The organism is Variovorax sp. VRV01 (assembly GCF_014852545.1).
GTDB lineage: Bacteria > Pseudomonadota > Gammaproteobacteria > Burkholderiales > Burkholderiaceae_C > Variovorax > Variovorax beijingensis_A.
Genome location: NZ_JACVBS010000009.1, coordinates 258,462 through 272,433, shown reverse-complemented (window position 1 = coordinate 272,433; position 13,972 = coordinate 258,462). Strand labels below are relative to the sequence as shown.

Sequence of the window (13,972 nt, the reverse complement as noted above, 5' to 3'; positions counted from 1 at the left end):
AGGAGCACCGCATGTTCGCCAACTGCCAGATGATGGGCCTCGATCTCGCCTTCCCCGACGTCTGCAAGACGCCGCCGGCGCTGCCCATTCCCTACCCCAACATCGCGCTCGGACCCACGGCCATCCCCAACGCCTGGAACATCCTCTTCGGCGGCGCGCCGGCCCACAACCTGGCCACCGTCACGCCGATCACCAACGGCGACAACGCGGGCGTGCTGATGGGCGTGGTGTCGCAGACGGTGATGGGGCCCTCGCGCCACGTCACCGGGGCCTTCACCGTGCTGCTCAAGGGCACGCCCTGCACACGCATGACCAGCCTGTCGGTGCAGAACCGCTGCAACATCGTCGGCATGCGGATCGTGCCGAGCCAGTTCAAGGTGCTGGTGCTGGCAGCCTGAGGTTTTCCTATTCCGCCTTCACGCCCGCCGTGCGGATGACCTTGCCCCACTTGGCCGTCTCGGCCTTGATGAAGGCATCGAACTCCTCGGGCGTGCTGCCCGCCGGAATGGTGCCCATGGCGTCGAGCCTGGCGCGCGTCTCGTCGCTTTTGATGATGCGCGCCACCTCCTCTGACATGCGCTTGACGACGTCGCGCGGCGTGCCGGCCGGCGCCAGCATGCCGGCCCAGGTGCTGCCGGTGAAGCCCGCGAAACCCTGCTCGATGAAGGTCGGAACATCGGGCGCGGCCGCCAGCCGCTTGTCGCCCGCCACGCCGATCAGCCGCACCTTGCCCGCCTTGGCTTGGTTGATGAGGCCCGTGGGTGCGTCGAAGAACAGCTGGATCTGGCCGCCCATCAGGTCCGTGAGCGCGGGCACTGCGCCGCGGTACGGAATGTGGATCATGTAGGTCTGCGTGAGCGACTTCCACAGCTCGGTCGTCAGGTGCGCGGCCGAGCCGTTGCCTGACGAGCCGAAGCTCACCTTGCCGGGATTCGCACGCGCGTAGTCGATGAGCTCGCGCGCGGTCTTGAACGGCGCATCGACGTTGACTGCGGCCAGCAGCGGCGAGATGCCCATCAGCGAAACGCCCGTCAGGTCCTTTTGCGGGTCGTAGGGCAGCTTGGGATACAGCGTGGTGTTGGCCGCATAGGCCGCGATGACGACGCCGAAGGTGCTGCCGTCGGGCGCGGCCTTGGCAATGGCATCGACGCCGATCAGGCTGTTCGCGCCCGGCTTGTTGTCTACCAGCACCGGCTGGCCGAGCCGCGCCTGCAGGCCGACCTGCACCAGCCGCGCCATCTGGTCGGTGAACCCGCCCGGCGTGTAGGGCACGATGATGCGGATCGGCTTGCTGGGCCAGGTGCCTTGTGCCAGCACGGGCATCGGAACGGTCGCGGCGGCGACGGCGGCAAGGGTGAATCGGCGGCGTGAAATGGGGACCTGCGGCATGAGTGGCGGCTTTCTCTGAGAAGAGTGAGCTGGCCATTCTCGAAGGCGCTGCGCGGGCAGCCCCTCGGGGTTTGCCCCGGCGGAGCCTGTTCAGAGCGGCAGGATGTCGCGTGTGCGACTGCCGGTTGCGAGCCAGGCCTCGAACTCGTCGGAAAGCCGCTCTGCCTCGCGCGTGGCCCTGCTCCATGCGCCGATGCGCGCCTGCGCGTCGTTCGCGAAGCGGATGAAGTCCTTGCGGTCGGGCAGCTTGCCATTGGGAAGCGACCGCACCCAGTCGGCATCGGGCGCCAGCACCACCATGCGGTCCAGGAAACTGGTGGACCTGTGGCGCCAGCGCAGGCCCTTGTCGAGCCAGCCCGGTACCACCGCACGCTGGAAATGCGGATACAGCACGATGCCTTCGTCGGCCGGCTGGTAGTCCAGGTGCAGGTGGTAGTCGGTGATGCCGCCGTCCCAATACGCCCCGCGCGGCGCACCGGGAATGTCGTGCACCGCGGCCAACAGGAACGGAATGGAGCACGAGGCCTGCAGCACCAGATTGAAGTTCTCTTCGCTGAGCGCGTGCTGGCGCGTGCGGAAATCTTTGGTGCCGAAAGGCAAGGCTGCGCCGGGCGTGGAGAACACGCAGCGTTCGAGCCATGCGCCCAGCCCCTTGCGATGCAGGCTGTTGGTGGCGAAGGCGCCCAGGTAGCCGAAGGGCGTGCGCGCCCTGCCCTCGCGCCCGAGGATGTGGCGGCCGCGCGAAGTCACGACATGCAGCTTGTAGCGCGAGTGGTGCAGCACCTCGCCGATGCGCCCGCCGTAGAAGTCGAGCAGGCTCTCGGCAAAGCGCGCGCTGAGCTGCTGCGGGCTCAGCCGCTTCTGGTCCGGCGGCACCTCGAACTGCTGGCGCACGTAGTCGTGCTCGAAGCGCGCGAAGGCTTTCTGCGGATCGGCCAGGCACGCGGTCGAAAGCCTCCATGCGCCGATGGACGCGCCCACCAGGTGCACCGGCTGGCTCGACTGTGTGAGCCAGCGCCCGAAGATGAAGCGGTCGAGCGGCCCGAGGATCAGGCCCTTGGGCCCGCCCGCCGCGCCGGGAATGGTGCGCACGTCCTGCGGGCGCAGGCCGTGCTGTTCGATGTGCTTGCGGGCGGCGGGGCCGGCGTAGATGCGCAGGGCTTTCATTTCCTCATGCCGCGCCGAACGGGTTGAAGATTTCGACACCGAAGCTGGCGAAGTCGCCGACGTTGCGGGTCACGACCGTCAGTCCATGCTGCTTTGCGGTGGCGGCGATCATGGCATCTTCATAGAGCGTGTTCGAGCTGCGGTGCATCAGCCGGGCCCACAGCCTGAACGTTTCGGCATCCATGGGCAGGACGTTGTACGAGGCGGCCACCAGGGCCGCCCATTGCTCGATCTCGTCGGCCTTGGCGGCATCCTGCTCGCGCGTGATTTCGATGCCGGCCTGGATCTCGCCGATCGTCACTGCGGAAAGATGCAGGTCGCTGTCGGCAATCGGCGCAAGCCATGCGACGACCGCACCATGCGGACGAGGTCGGCGCAATTCCGAGATCACATTGGTATCCAGCAGGTACATGCCGCGGCTCAGCGAATCGGCGTGATGCGCCGCCGGCGCGCTGCGCCGCGCTGCGGAACGAGAAATTCCGTGCGCGCCTCCGCCGAGAGCAGCAACTCCTTGAGGGAGGGCTTGGCCGTGGCGTGCAATCGCCGCCACTCTGCCGCCGGCACCAGCACGGCGGCCTCGGTGCCCCGCTTGGTGACCATCTGCGGCCCCTCGGCCAGGCAGGCCTCCAGAAATTCGCTGAAACGCGCCTTCGCGTCTTGGACGGGCCAGGTTTTCATTTGCAGCCTCTATCAGACTAGTGTGATGACTAGTTTAACAGGCCGGCCGCAGATCTGCAGTCGCCCTCTCCCTCTCTACTTGCGCAACCCCTGCAGCTTGGCAAACGCGCTCGCCATCTGCCCCGCGGGCTGCGGCGAGTTGTCGCGGCGCGGGCCTTGTTGCTGGCCGCGTCCCGCACCCTCGAAGCGGTTGTCGCGCGGGCCGTCGCGGCGCGCGGGCGCCGCGTCGAGCTTCATCGACAGGCCGATGCGCTTGCGCGCCACGTCCACTTCCATCACCTTGACCTTGACGATGTCGCCGGTCTTCACGACCTCGCGCGCATCGTTCACGAACTTGTGGCTGAGCTGGCTCACGTGCACCAGACCGTCCTGGTGCACGCCCAGGTCGACGAAGGCGCCGAACTGCGCCACGTTGCTCACGGTGCCCTCGAGCACCATGCCTTCCTTCAGGTCGGCGATGTCGTCCACGCCGTCGTTGAAGCGCGCCACCTTGAAGTCCGGGCGCGGGTCGCGGCCGGGCTTCTCGAGTTCGCCCAGGATGTCCTTCACCGTGATGACGCCGAACATTTCGTTGGCGAACAGCTCGGGCTTCAGCGTCTTGAGCATCTCGGCGCGGCCCATCAGCTCGGAGATCGGCTTGCCGGTCTTGACGATGATCTGCTCCACCAGCGGATAGGTCTCGGGGTGCACGCCCGTCACGTCGAGCGGGTCGGCGCCGCCGCGGATGCGCAAAAAGCCCGCGCTCTGCTCGAAGGCCTTGGGGCCGAAGCCGCTCACGTCGAGCAGCTGCTTGCGCGTGGAGAACGCACCGTTGGCTTCGCGCCAGCGCACCACGGCCTTGGCCACGCTGGCCGACAGGCCCGAGACGCGGCTCAACAACGGAACGCTCGCTGTGTTCAGGTCCACGCCCACCGAGTTCACGCAGTCTTCCACCACGGCCTGCAGCGTGCGCGCGAGCTCGCTCTGGTTCACGTCGTGCTGGTACTGGCCCACGCCGATGCTCTTGGGATCGATCTTCACGAGCTCGGCCAACGGGTCCTGCAGACGCCGCGCAATGCTCGCCGCGCCGCGCAGGCTCACGTCCACGTCGGGCATTTCCTGCGAGGCGAATTCGCTGGCCGAATACACGGACGCGCCGGCCTCGCTCACCACCACCTTGTCGACCTTCATCTCGGGCGCGCCAGCCTGCGCGGCCATCTTGGCGAGCAGCTTGATGAGGTCGGCGGCCAACTTGTCGGTCTCGCGGCTGGCGGTGCCGTTGCCGATGGCGATCAGGTTCACGCCGTGCTTGGCGCACAGCTTGCCGAGCGTGTGCAGCGAGCCTTCCCAGTCCTTGCGCGGCTCGTGCGGGAACACGGTGGCGGTCTCGACCAGCTTGCCGGTGGCATCGACCACGGCCACCTTCACGCCGGTGCGGATGCCGGGGTCGAGGCCCATCACGACGCGCGGGCCGGCCGGCGCGGCCAGCAGCAGGTCGCGCAGGTTGTCGGCAAACACCTTGATCGCGACCTTCTCGGCCTCTTCGCGCAGCCGGGTGAACAGGTCGCGCTCGGTGGAAAGCGCAAGCTTCACCCGCCAGGTCCAGGCCACGCACTTGCGGATCAGGTCGTCGGCCGGGCGGCCCGCATGGCTCCAGCCCAGATGCAGCGCGATGCGGCCTTCGGCGATGCTGGGCTTGCCCGGCTCGGGCTCGACCGGCAGCACCAGCTTGGCGTCGAGGATGTCGAGCGCGCGGCCGCGGAACACCGCCAGTGCCCGGTGCGAAGGCACGCGGCCGATGGGCTCGTCGTAGTCGAAGTAGTCGCGGAACTTGGCGATGTCGGCGTTGTTCTCGTCCTTGCCGGCCATCAGCGTGGACTTGAGCAGGCCTTCGTTCCAGAGCCATTCGCGCAGGCTCTGCACCAGCGCGGCATCTTCGGCCCAGCGTTCGGAGAGGATGTCGCGCACGCCATCGAGCACCGCGGGAACGGTCGAGAAATCGGGGCCGGGCTTGCCGTCATCGAGCGTGGTGGCGGGCTGCAGGAATGCCTTGGCCTCCATGGCAGGGTCGAGCGTGGGGTCGGCCAACAGCTTGTCGGCGAGCGGCTCGATGCCGAACTCGCGCGCGATCTGGCCCTTGGTCCGGCGCTTCTGCTTGAACGGCAGGTACAGGTCCTCGAGCTCCTGTTTGGTGGGTGCGAATTCGATCGCGGTGCGCAGTTCCGGCGTGAGCTTGCCCTGCTCGTCGATGCTCTTGAGCACCGCGGCGCGGCGGTCTTCGAGCTCGCGCAGGTACGAAAGGCGCGCCTCGAGTTCGCGCAATTGAATGTCGTCGAGGCCGTCGGTCACTTCCTTGCGGTAGCGGGCAATGAACGGAACGGTGGCACCGCCATCGAGCAGTTCGATGGCCGCCTTCACCTGGTGCTCGCCTACCTTGATCTCGGCGGCGAGCTGGCGAATGATTTTTTGCATGTCGGAGGGGATCCCTGGAACTGGCGACGCCGTTCGGACGCCTTGCGGATAAAGCGCGGAAGTTTGCCATAGGGTGCGGCGAGCGCGCATCGGCCCGCGGTCACAATGCCGTGGCCATGCGCTTCTTCATCCGCTTCCTGCGCGCCCTTGCCGCGGCGCTGCTCGTCCCCATCCTGCTGTTCGAGGAATGGGGCTGGGAGCCGCTCGCCGCGCTGGTGCGCCGCCTCGCGCGGCTGCCGCTCTGGGCGCGGCTCGAAAACCGGTTGCGCGAACTGCCGCCGTGGGCCGCGCTGCTGGCCTTCCTGCTGCCGGTGCTCCTGCTGCTGCCGGTCAAGGTGCTTGCGCTGTTCCTGTTCGGCCGCGGCCATGCCGCGAGCGGCGTGACGGTGCTGGTCGCCGCCAAGCTGGTCGGCACCGCCTTCGTCGCGCGCATCTTCCAGCTGGTTGAGCCCGCGCTCATGCGCATTCCGCTGTTCGCGCGCTGGTATCCGCGCTGGAAAGCCTGGAAGGACCATGTGCTGGCGCTTGTGCGCGAAAGCCGGCCATGGCGCGTGGTGCGGGCCCTCAATCGCCGGCTCGCACGGGGATGGCGGCGGGTGCGCGAGGGGTGATCGCCTATTTTTACCCGGGTATATTGTGTTTTTATTTTACCCGGGTAATATATGGCGCATGAACATGCCCCAGGAAACGAGGCGCGCCCTCGCCAGGAAATACAAGGAAACGGTTCGCCCCGCGGGCGTCTTCGCCGTCCGCAACACGCTCAGCGGCCGCCTCTACGTGGCCGGCAGCCTCGATGTGGAGGGAGCCATGAACCGCGCCCGCTTCGAACTCGGCCTGGGTTCGCACCGCAACAAGGCGCTGGTGCGCGACTGGGCCGCGCATGGTGCGGCGAACTTCAGCTTCGAGGTGATCGACCGCGTCAAGGAACGCGACGACTCGGCCTTCGACCGCGCCGCGGAACTCGAAAAGCTCCTTGTGCTCTGGCGCGAGGAGCTTCAGTGCCACGGCGACCGGGGCTACGACGCCCCATGAGCATCGATCCGCTGGCCTTGTGCCTCAACATCGGCCGCGCCCACGCCAGCCTGAACCTGAAGCTCCAAGAGGAGTTGGGCGCCTTCCATGGCCTGAACTACGAAGACTTCACGCTGCTTCATCGGCTCCTGGGCGCCGAAGGCGGCCGCATGCCGGCGGCCGACCTTGCCCGATCCCTGGGGTTGCCGGTTTCGGCGTTGATTCGCAAAATGGTCCTGCTCGAAAAATCGGGACTGGCCGAACGCACGGCTGGCGCCAATGGAGACGGCCGCCACGCAGCCATTCGCCCCGGCGGCAGAAAATTGATGCAAGCTGCCGTCACGACCGCCGAAGCAATCTGTGCCGATACGGTGAAATCGCTGGCTCCGGAAAGCCTGTCGCAGATCAACGCTGCGCTCCTTGCGCTTTGCCACGACGGCACGCCGTACGACCGAGCGGTCCAACGGGTAGATTACTGACGCCGCCCGTTTCGACCGCCCCCGAAGAACAAAGAAATCCGACATGCCATCCGACACGCCACCCGGCAACCTGATAGTTTTTGCGGCCTTCAAGTGCATCGCCCAGGGCAGCACCGCCGACGTGCTCGCACAATTGCGCCAGCGCAAGGACGACACGCCCTATCTCGTGTTCAACGAACAGACCGGTGAACAGCTCGACTTCGACGTGCACAACCGGGCCGGCGTGGTGGCGCATGCAGCCGGCGCCGAGGCCCCCGAGGAAACCCCGCGAGGCGTGGGCCGCCCGAAGCTCGGCGTGATCGCGCGCGAAGTCACCCTGCTGCCGCGCCACTGGGACTGGCTCAACCGCCAGCCCGGCGGCGCCTCGGTCGCGCTGCGGCGGCTGGTCCAGGAAGCGAGCCGCGTCAACGCCGACCGCGACGCCGTGCGCGCATCGCGCGAAGCCGCCTACCGCTTCATGACCGCGATCGCCGGCGCCCTGCCCGGCTTCGAGGAGGCCACCCGCGCGCTGTTCGCGGGCGAACGCGAGCGCTTCGAGGCGCTGATCGGCTCCTGGCCTGCGGACCTGCGCATCCACCTTCAAAAATTGTCCGCCGCCGGATGGAGCACCACCGCATGAGAGCAAGCCCTGAAAGCGCAGCCACCGGCCAGAGCGGCCTGCACGGCACGCCGGTGGCGCCCGTGGGCGCGCCGCGCGCGCTGTGGAAGACCTTCCTGTTCTTCCTCGCGCCGATGCTGCTCAGCAACATCCTGCAGTCGATGTCGGGCACCATCAACAACATCTACATCGGCCAGATGATCGGCGTCGGCGCGCTCGCGGCCGTGTCGAGCTTCTTTCCGGTGATGTTCTTCTTCATCGCCTTCGTCATCGGCCTGGGCGCCGGCGCCTCGGTGCTGATCGGCCAGGCCTGGGGTGCGCGCGATGCCGCCAAGGCCAAGGCCATTGCGGGCACCGCGCTGTCGGTGGGCATCCTGCTCGGGCTGGCGGTGGCCGTGTTCGGCGGCGCCTTCACGACGCCGCTGCTGGCCTTCCTGGGCACGCCGCCCGACGTGCTGGCCGACTCCACGCGCTATGCGCGCATCATGCTGATCGCGATGCCGGGGCTGTTCGTGTTCCTGCTCTCCACCGCCATGCTGCGCGGCGTCGGCGACACGGTCACGCCGCTGCTCACGCTGCTGATCTCCACCGGAACCGGCCTCGTGGTCACGCCCGCGCTGATCCGCGGCTGGGGCGGCCTGCCGCAGCTCGGCGTTGCGAGCGCGGCCTGGGCCTCGGTGCTGGCCTTCGTGCTCGCCACGCTGTGGCTGGGCTGGCGCCTGCGCCGCCGCGGCAGTCCGCTGGCGCCCGATGCGGAGTTCATCCGCCACCTGCGCATCGATCCCAAGCTGCTGAAGGCCGTGCTCAAGGTGGGCATACCCACGGGCGTGCAGATGATCGTGGTGGCGCTGGCCGAGGTGGCGCTGCTGTCGCTGGTCAACAGCTATGGCTCCAGCGCCACCGCGGCCTATGGCGCGGTGAACCAGGTGGTGGCCTACGTGCAGTTCCCGGCCATCTCGATCGCCATCACGGCGTCCATTCTTGGCGCGCAGGCCATCGGGGCGGGCCGGGCCGACCGGCTGGGGGCCATCGCCAAGACTGCGCTGCTCATGAACCTGGTGCTGACCGGCGGCCTGGTGCTGCTGGGCTACCTGTTCTCGCGCCACCTCATGGGCTTCTTCATCACCAGCGCGCCGGTGATCGAGATCGCGCAGACGCTGCTGCACATCATGCTGTGGAGCCTCGTGATCTTCGGCATGGCCTCGGCCATCTCGGGGATCATGCGCGCCAGCGGCTCGGTGCTGGTGCCCACGGCCATCTCGATCCTCTGCCTGATCGGCATCGAGGTGCCCATGGCCTGGTTCATGAGCCACCGCATCGGGCTCAACGGCATCTGGTGGGCCTACCCCGTGACCTTCGGCGCGATGCTGCTGCTGCAGACGGCCTACTACCGGCTGGTGTGGCGCAGGAAGGCGATCCGGCGGCTGGTGTAGGGACGGCGCTTGCTCACTCGCCGTCGAATGCTTTCTGCGCCACGGCGAGATCGAGCTTGATCATCTTCATCATCGCCTGCATCGCGCGGGCGGCCTTGGCCGAATCCTTGTCCTGGAACATCCGGACCATCGCCATCGGCACGACCTGCCACGACACGCCGTAGCGGTCGGTGAGCCAGCCGCACTGCACGGGCTGGCCGCCGCCCTCGAGCAGCCTGTCCCAGTAGTGGTCCACTTCGGCCTGTGTCTCGCACTGCACGAGCATCGAGATGGCCGGCGTGAACTTGTATTGCGGCCCGCCGTTGAGCACCATGAACGCCTGCCCGTCGAGCTCGAAGGTGGCGGTCAGCAGCGAGCCCTTGAGGCTCGGATTGGTGTCGCCCCAGAGCAGTCTGTCGGTCACGCGCGAGTTCGGAAAGATCGAACTGTAGAACTTGAGCGCGTCTTCGCCGTTGCCGTCGAACCAGAGGCAGGGAACGATCTTCTGCATGGGATCTCCTGAGTCTTTGATAATGAACTGAAAGGTTCAGTATCGAGGCAACCCGGGAAGTTTGTCAATCCCTCGCGCCCGAGGGCAGCACGACACGGAACCCCACGCCCCGGTTCGAAAGGCCCTCGGTCACTTTCACCCCACCCCCCATGCGCCCAGCAGCCTGCCTGACGATGGAAAGGCCCAAGCCGGAACCAGGCGCTTCGTGGCCCGCTGCGCGATAGAAGCGCTCGAACACCCGTTGATGTTCGTCCGCAGGAATACCGGGACCATCGTCGGCCACCGTGAGCACCAAGGTTGCCGAGTCTTCGGCGCGAAGCGTCACTGCCACGTGCGCACCGTCGTGCACATACCGAACCGCGTTGTTGAGCAGGTTCTCCACTATCGACTGGAACGCGGGCACGTCGATGGACGCGTCCAGGCTGTCCGGGGCATCGAATGTCAGCTCGATGCCGCGCGCCATGGCGCGCGGCGCTGCCTGCGCGAGGATCTCGCGGGCCTGCTGCGCAACGTCGACGTGCTTCGGCACTGCGGGTTGGGCATCGTCCAGCAGCGCAAGATCGAGCAGTTGCTGCGTCAGGTGGGAGGCCCGCGCGATCGCCTGCTCCAGATGAGCCTGGGCACGGCCGCGGCTCTCGCTGCTGTCCGCACCAGCCAGCGCATGCGCCTGTGCCGCAATGACCGCCATTGGTGTTCGCAGTTCGTGCGCGGCGTCATGCACGAACGCGCGCTCGCGCTCCACCTTGTCGCGCAGTTGCTGCAGCATGCGCTCGAGTGCGGAGGCCAGCGGCCTGAGTTCCGCATAGGGCGGATCGACGCCAAGCGGCGAAAGGTCGGATACCTTGCGACGCCCGATGCCGTCGGCCAGGCGCCGCAATGGCCGCAAGCCGTGCTTCACCGCAAGCCAGACCGGCAACAGCACGATAGGAAAGGCGAGCAGCAGGTAAGGCAGGACGCTGCGCGTGTTGTTGGGCAGCACCTTGGCGAACGTGCGCTCGGGCTCTGCAATGCGCAGCGACCAGCGCGGGGTCTCATCCTGGTAAACCCAATACGCCTCGCAATCGATGTGCTGCGTTGCTACCTTTCGCAGCGGGCCGGCCAGGATCTCGCCGCGCAGTTCCGGCGATGAATGAATCAGCTTGCCCCCGCGGTCCGACAGCTGGAACCGGAGCGTCCCTGCCGGGTTGCCGCTGATCCGCATGGTCTTGTAGATCGTTTCGGCCGAGGCGACCACGTCGCGCACGCGCGCTTCGTCGTCGAGCTGGGAGATCGCTTGGGTCAACGACCTGCCGAGCTTGCTCAGCCCCTGGTCGACGGTCAGCGACTGCCGGAAGTTGATGTACATGTACGCCTGCAATGCCAGCAGCACGAAAACGAACGCCAGCAGCACCGCAAGAAACACCCGCTGCACGAGCGAGGGGCGCCACAGCCTGCTCATGACACGAGCATGTAGCCCACGCCGCGCACCGTGTGCACCATGGCGGCGCCGATCTTGCGCCGCAGGTTGGACACATGCACCTCCACCGCGGCGAAATCCACCGGCTCGCCCAATGGCTCCAACTTTTGTGCGAGCACACCCTTGGCGACCACCGCGCCCGGCTCGCGCGCCAGTTCGAGCAGCAGCCGGAATTCGCGCGGCGACAGTTCCAGCGGCTCGCCGTTCAAGTACGCCACATGCCGGCGTGGTTCAATGGCCAGCGCGCCCAGGGTCCACACCTCGCTGGCCTGCCGCGCCGAGCGGCGCAGCACGGCGCGTATGCGCGAAATCAGTTCGGCGGTGGCAAAGGGCTTGATCACGAAATCGTCAGCGCCTCCGTCGAGTCCGGCCAGCCGGTCTTCCACCGCCGATCGGGCGGTGATCACGATGACCGGGAGGCTGCTGCCCTCGCGCCGCCAGCGAGCGAGCAGGTCGAAGCCACTGCCGTCGGGCAGCGACAGGTCGAGCAGCACGCAGTCGAAGGCACTCCCGTCCAGTTCGCGCGGTGCATCCACCGCCCGCCGGCGCCATTCGCTGCTCAGGCCGTCGACCTTGAGCGCGGCCTGCAGGGCGCGGCCAAGTTCAAGGTCGTCTTCGATCAACAGGATGTGCACCTGGCCATTGTGCGCGAGCAAACCTTTGGCAAAGCCAAAGGTTGCCACCCGCAGAATCCGGGCCCTGACCGCACACCCGAACATTCACGAGGGACGAAAAGCATGAGAAACATCCGACCCCCAAGCCGTTGGTACGCCGCCCTGGCGGCCCTGTGCGGCGCCGCAGTACTGCTCGCCGGCTGCGCCGCCGGTCCCACGCACCCCTCGCTGGTGTCGGCGCGGCAGGACGACACGCTTCCGCCTCTTGTGCCGATGCGGCGCTTCGTAGCGAACATCGATGCAGTCAACGGCCATGTTCTTTCACCCGATGGCCAACAGCTCGTATGGGTGCAGGCGGTCGGCACCGACGTCGGGCTTGGCGTGCGCAAGACGTCCGATGCCGCCGAGGTCAAAAGCGCGAGCACCCGAACCTTCGCGATCGGCACGCTCGCCCGACCGTTCGTGTCCGGGCCCACTTACATGTGGCTGCCCGACAGCCGCCACCTGGCCTATCTCAAGGATTTCACGGGGGACGAGAACACGCAGATCTTCGTGCTCGACACCGAGGCTCCAAGCGCCAAGCCGTGGGCCGTGACGCCCTGGCCAGGCGTGCGCTCGACGATGCTGGGATGGGGCGCGCCAGGCAGCGCCACTTTTCTCTTCGCGAGCAATCGGCGGGACCGCTCCAGCATGGATCTTTTCGAAGGCGATGCCCGCACGCGCACCGTGCGCGAAATTGCGCGCAGCAATCCCGACAGTCGCGTGCTGGCCTGGTTCATCGACACGCGGCGCGAACTCGCGGGCCGGATGCGGCAGCTCGGAAGCGCCGACGGCTCGGACCGGCTGCTGGAACTGCGCCAGCCCGACGGCAGTTGGCGCGCCTTCAGAACGGTGAAGGCATTCGATTCCTTCTGGCCGCAGCGCGTCGATCTCGGCATGGGCCGGCTCTGGGCCTTGACGAATGTGGGACGCGACAAGCTTGCCATGGTTGAGGTCGATCTCGCCACCGGCACCGAGAAGCTGCTCGCGGAAGATGCCGAAGTCGATCTCGACTACGGCGTGTTCCCGCCACAGCAGGGGGCGCCGATAGCATATGTTTCCGAACCCGGCCGCCCACGTATTGCCTTTCTCGATAGCGTGCTGGGCGCTGAAGTGGCCGGTGCCGTGAAGACGGCCCGGGAGCGCGGCTGGCTGGAGGCTGAGCCCGTCATCACGCGCCCCGCGAGCATGGCCAACGACATGCGCCGCATCGTGCTGCGCTCGACCACCGAGAACGAAGGTGTCGAATTACTGCTGGACCGCGCGAGCGGTCAACTCACGCGGCTCACGCCACCGCGCGAACCGACCGCCGACCTCTTCTCGCCCATGGAGCCGTTTTCCTTCAAGGCATCCGACGGCCTGGTGATACACGGCTATCTGGTGCGCCCACGCGGTGTCCAGGGGCCCGTGCCGCTCGTAGTCAACGTCCACGGCGGCCCCTGGGTCCGCGACTCATGGCAGTCCGCCGGCTTCACGCCGACGCAGATGCTCGCGAACCGGGGCTACGCCGTTCTCTACGTGAACTACCGTGGCTCCAGCGGCTATGGGCGAGCCTTCATGATGGCCGGCGCACGCGAAACCAACGGACGGCTCCAGCGCGATATCGCGGAGGCCGTGCAATGGGCCGTCGACCAGGGCGTGGCCGACCCGAAACGGATGGCCGTGCTTGGTGGCAGCTTCGGCGGTTTCTCGGTCCTTGCCCAGCTTATCCAGAAGCCGCACGACTATCGCTGTGGCGTCGACCTGGTGGGCGTCGCCAACTGGCCCCGCGTGATCGAGAACTGGCCGCCTTTCTGGCGCAACCGCCACTACTTCGCCGTCTTTTTCGGCGATGTGAACAAGCCGGAGGAGCGCGCCCGCATGCTGCAAGATTCGCCCATCTCGCAGATCGACCGCATCACCGCGCCGTTGCTCGTGATTCACGGTGCCAACGACGTGCGCGTGTTGCGGCAGGATTCTGAGGACGTGGTGGCCACGCTCCAGAAGCTCGGTCGGCCGGTCGAGTACATGAGCTTTCCTGACGAGGGCCACAGTGTGCGCAAGTGGCGCAACCGGCTCGCGCAATGGCGCAAGATCGAAGACACCCTGGCGAAGTGCCTTGGCGGGCGCAGCAACGGGTTCGATTTCTATGAGCTGATGCCCCGGCAATAGCAGCCGCAAGGCGACT

Annotated in this window: 15 protein-coding genes; 7 read left to right on the top strand and 8 right to left on the bottom strand. The window is 67.2% G+C overall.

What is annotated here, in order from left to right:
• Positions 1–11: 11 nt before the first annotated feature.
• Positions 12–398: a DUF4150 domain-containing protein gene (locus IB278_RS18275; RefSeq protein WP_145747461.1), complete on the top strand. Its 387-nt coding sequence runs from the start codon at positions 12–14 to the stop codon at positions 396–398.
• A 7-nt stretch (positions 399–405) separates the two neighbouring features.
• Here the strand turns inward: IB278_RS18275 and IB278_RS18270 are convergent, their stop codons facing one another.
• The 5 genes from IB278_RS18270 to IB278_RS18250 form a co-directional block, all read right to left on the bottom strand.
• A complete protein-coding gene (locus IB278_RS18270; protein WP_145747460.1) occupies positions 406–1,389 on the bottom strand; it encodes a tripartite tricarboxylate transporter substrate binding protein in 984 nt (327 codons plus the stop codon).
• 90 nt (positions 1,390–1,479) lie between these two features.
• Positions 1,480–2,556, bottom strand: coding sequence for a patatin-like phospholipase family protein (locus tag IB278_RS18265; RefSeq protein ID WP_145747459.1), 1,077 nt, complete (start codon positions 2,554–2,556; stop codon positions 1,480–1,482).
• A gap of 4 nt (positions 2,557–2,560) precedes the next feature.
• Positions 2,561–2,968, bottom strand: coding sequence for a type II toxin-antitoxin system VapC family toxin (locus tag IB278_RS18260; protein ID WP_192324676.1), 408 nt, complete (start codon positions 2,966–2,968; stop codon positions 2,561–2,563).
• An 8-nt stretch (positions 2,969–2,976) separates the two neighbouring features.
• Positions 2,977–3,234 carry a type II toxin-antitoxin system Phd/YefM family antitoxin gene (locus tag IB278_RS18255; protein WP_012747976.1) on the bottom strand — a complete coding sequence of 86 codons (258 nt, stop codon included), beginning with the start codon at positions 3,232–3,234 and terminating at the stop codon, positions 2,977–2,979.
• 75 nt (positions 3,235–3,309) lie between these two features.
• On the bottom strand, positions 3,310–5,685 hold the full coding sequence (locus IB278_RS18250; RefSeq protein ID WP_192324674.1) for a Tex family protein: 2,376 nt from the start codon (positions 5,683–5,685) through the stop codon (positions 3,310–3,312).
• 116 nt (positions 5,686–5,801) lie between these two features.
• Between IB278_RS18250 and IB278_RS18245 the strand changes: the two genes are divergently transcribed.
• The 5 genes from IB278_RS18245 to IB278_RS18225 are packed head-to-tail and all read left to right on the top strand — an operon-like array spanning position 5,802 to position 9,206.
• On the top strand, positions 5,802–6,296 hold the full coding sequence (locus IB278_RS18245; RefSeq protein ID WP_145747456.1) for a hypothetical protein: 495 nt from the start codon (positions 5,802–5,804) through the stop codon (positions 6,294–6,296).
• A 58-nt stretch (positions 6,297–6,354) separates the two neighbouring features.
• Entirely contained in the window at positions 6,355–6,717 is a 363-nt protein-coding gene (locus IB278_RS18240; RefSeq protein ID WP_192324672.1) for a GIY-YIG nuclease family protein, read from the top strand.
• The gene (locus IB278_RS18235) at positions 6,714–7,175 is read left to right on the top strand and encodes a MarR family winged helix-turn-helix transcriptional regulator (RefSeq protein WP_192324670.1); all 462 of its coding nucleotides are present in this window, start codon (positions 6,714–6,716) and stop codon (positions 7,173–7,175) included. The genes IB278_RS18240 and IB278_RS18235 overlap by 4 nt, the downstream gene beginning before the upstream one ends.
• Positions 7,176–7,218: 43 nt before the next feature.
• Positions 7,219–7,794, top strand: a complete 576-nt coding sequence (locus tag IB278_RS18230; protein ID WP_192324668.1) for a DUF2239 family protein — start codon at positions 7,219–7,221, stop codon at positions 7,792–7,794.
• Complete coding sequence (locus IB278_RS18225; protein ID WP_225612989.1) at positions 7,791–9,206, top strand: MATE family efflux transporter; 1,416 nt, start codon at positions 7,791–7,793, stop codon at positions 9,204–9,206. Before IB278_RS18230 ends, IB278_RS18225 begins: the two co-directional genes overlap by 4 nt.
• Before the next feature lie 13 nt (positions 9,207–9,219).
• Here the strand turns inward: IB278_RS18225 and IB278_RS18220 are convergent, their stop codons facing one another.
• From IB278_RS18220 to IB278_RS18210, 3 genes are all read right to left on the bottom strand, one after another.
• Positions 9,220–9,696 carry a VOC family protein gene (locus IB278_RS18220; RefSeq protein WP_145747451.1) on the bottom strand — a complete coding sequence of 159 codons (477 nt, stop codon included), beginning with the start codon at positions 9,694–9,696 and terminating at the stop codon, positions 9,220–9,222.
• Positions 9,697–9,760: 64 nt separating this feature from the next.
• Complete coding sequence (locus IB278_RS18215) at positions 9,761–11,134, bottom strand: sensor histidine kinase (protein ID WP_192324666.1); 1,374 nt, start codon at positions 11,132–11,134, stop codon at positions 9,761–9,763.
• A complete protein-coding gene (locus IB278_RS18210) occupies positions 11,131–11,787 on the bottom strand; it encodes a response regulator transcription factor (RefSeq protein ID WP_145747478.1) in 657 nt (218 codons plus the stop codon). The genes IB278_RS18215 and IB278_RS18210 overlap by 4 nt, the downstream gene beginning before the upstream one ends.
• A 102-nt stretch (positions 11,788–11,889) precedes the next feature.
• Here IB278_RS18210 and IB278_RS18205 point away from each other — a divergent pair, with 102 nt between their 5' ends.
• Positions 11,890–13,956: a S9 family peptidase gene (locus IB278_RS18205; RefSeq protein WP_192324664.1), complete on the top strand. Its 2,067-nt coding sequence runs from the start codon at positions 11,890–11,892 to the stop codon at positions 13,954–13,956.
• The last annotated feature ends 16 nt before the right edge of the window (positions 13,957–13,972 follow it).

Bases quoted from the DNA above. Each gene is read 5' to 3' on its own strand.
- IB278_RS18275 (WP_145747461.1), top strand. From the start codon at position 12: ATGTTCGCCAACTGCCAGATGATGGGCCTCGATCTCGCCTTCCCCGAC.
- IB278_RS18270 (WP_145747460.1), bottom strand. From the start codon at position 1,389: ATGCCGCAGGTCCCCATTTCACGCCGCCGATTCACCCTTGCCGCCGTC.
- IB278_RS18265 (WP_145747459.1), bottom strand. From the start codon at position 2,556: ATGAAAGCCCTGCGCATCTACGCCGGCCCCGCCGCCCGCAAGCACATC.
- IB278_RS18260 (WP_192324676.1), bottom strand. From the start codon at position 2,968: ATGTACCTGCTGGATACCAATGTGATCTCGGAATTGCGCCGACCTCGT.
- IB278_RS18255 (WP_012747976.1), bottom strand. From the start codon at position 3,234: ATGAAAACCTGGCCCGTCCAAGACGCGAAGGCGCGTTTCAGCGAATTT.
- IB278_RS18250 (WP_192324674.1), bottom strand. From the start codon at position 5,685: ATGCAAAAAATCATTCGCCAGCTCGCCGCCGAGATCAAGGTAGGCGAG.
- IB278_RS18245 (WP_145747456.1), top strand. From the start codon at position 5,802: ATGCGCTTCTTCATCCGCTTCCTGCGCGCCCTTGCCGCGGCGCTGCTC.
- IB278_RS18240 (WP_192324672.1), top strand. From the start codon at position 6,355: ATGAACATGCCCCAGGAAACGAGGCGCGCCCTCGCCAGGAAATACAAG.
- IB278_RS18235 (WP_192324670.1), top strand. From the start codon at position 6,714: ATGAGCATCGATCCGCTGGCCTTGTGCCTCAACATCGGCCGCGCCCAC.
- IB278_RS18230 (WP_192324668.1), top strand. From the start codon at position 7,219: ATGCCATCCGACACGCCACCCGGCAACCTGATAGTTTTTGCGGCCTTC.
- IB278_RS18225 (WP_225612989.1), top strand. From the start codon at position 7,791: ATGAGAGCAAGCCCTGAAAGCGCAGCCACCGGCCAGAGCGGCCTGCAC.
- IB278_RS18220 (WP_145747451.1), bottom strand. From the start codon at position 9,696: ATGCAGAAGATCGTTCCCTGCCTCTGGTTCGACGGCAACGGCGAAGAC.
- IB278_RS18215 (WP_192324666.1), bottom strand. From the start codon at position 11,134: ATGAGCAGGCTGTGGCGCCCCTCGCTCGTGCAGCGGGTGTTTCTTGCG.
- IB278_RS18205 (WP_192324664.1), top strand. From the start codon at position 11,890: ATGAGAAACATCCGACCCCCAAGCCGTTGGTACGCCGCCCTGGCGGCC.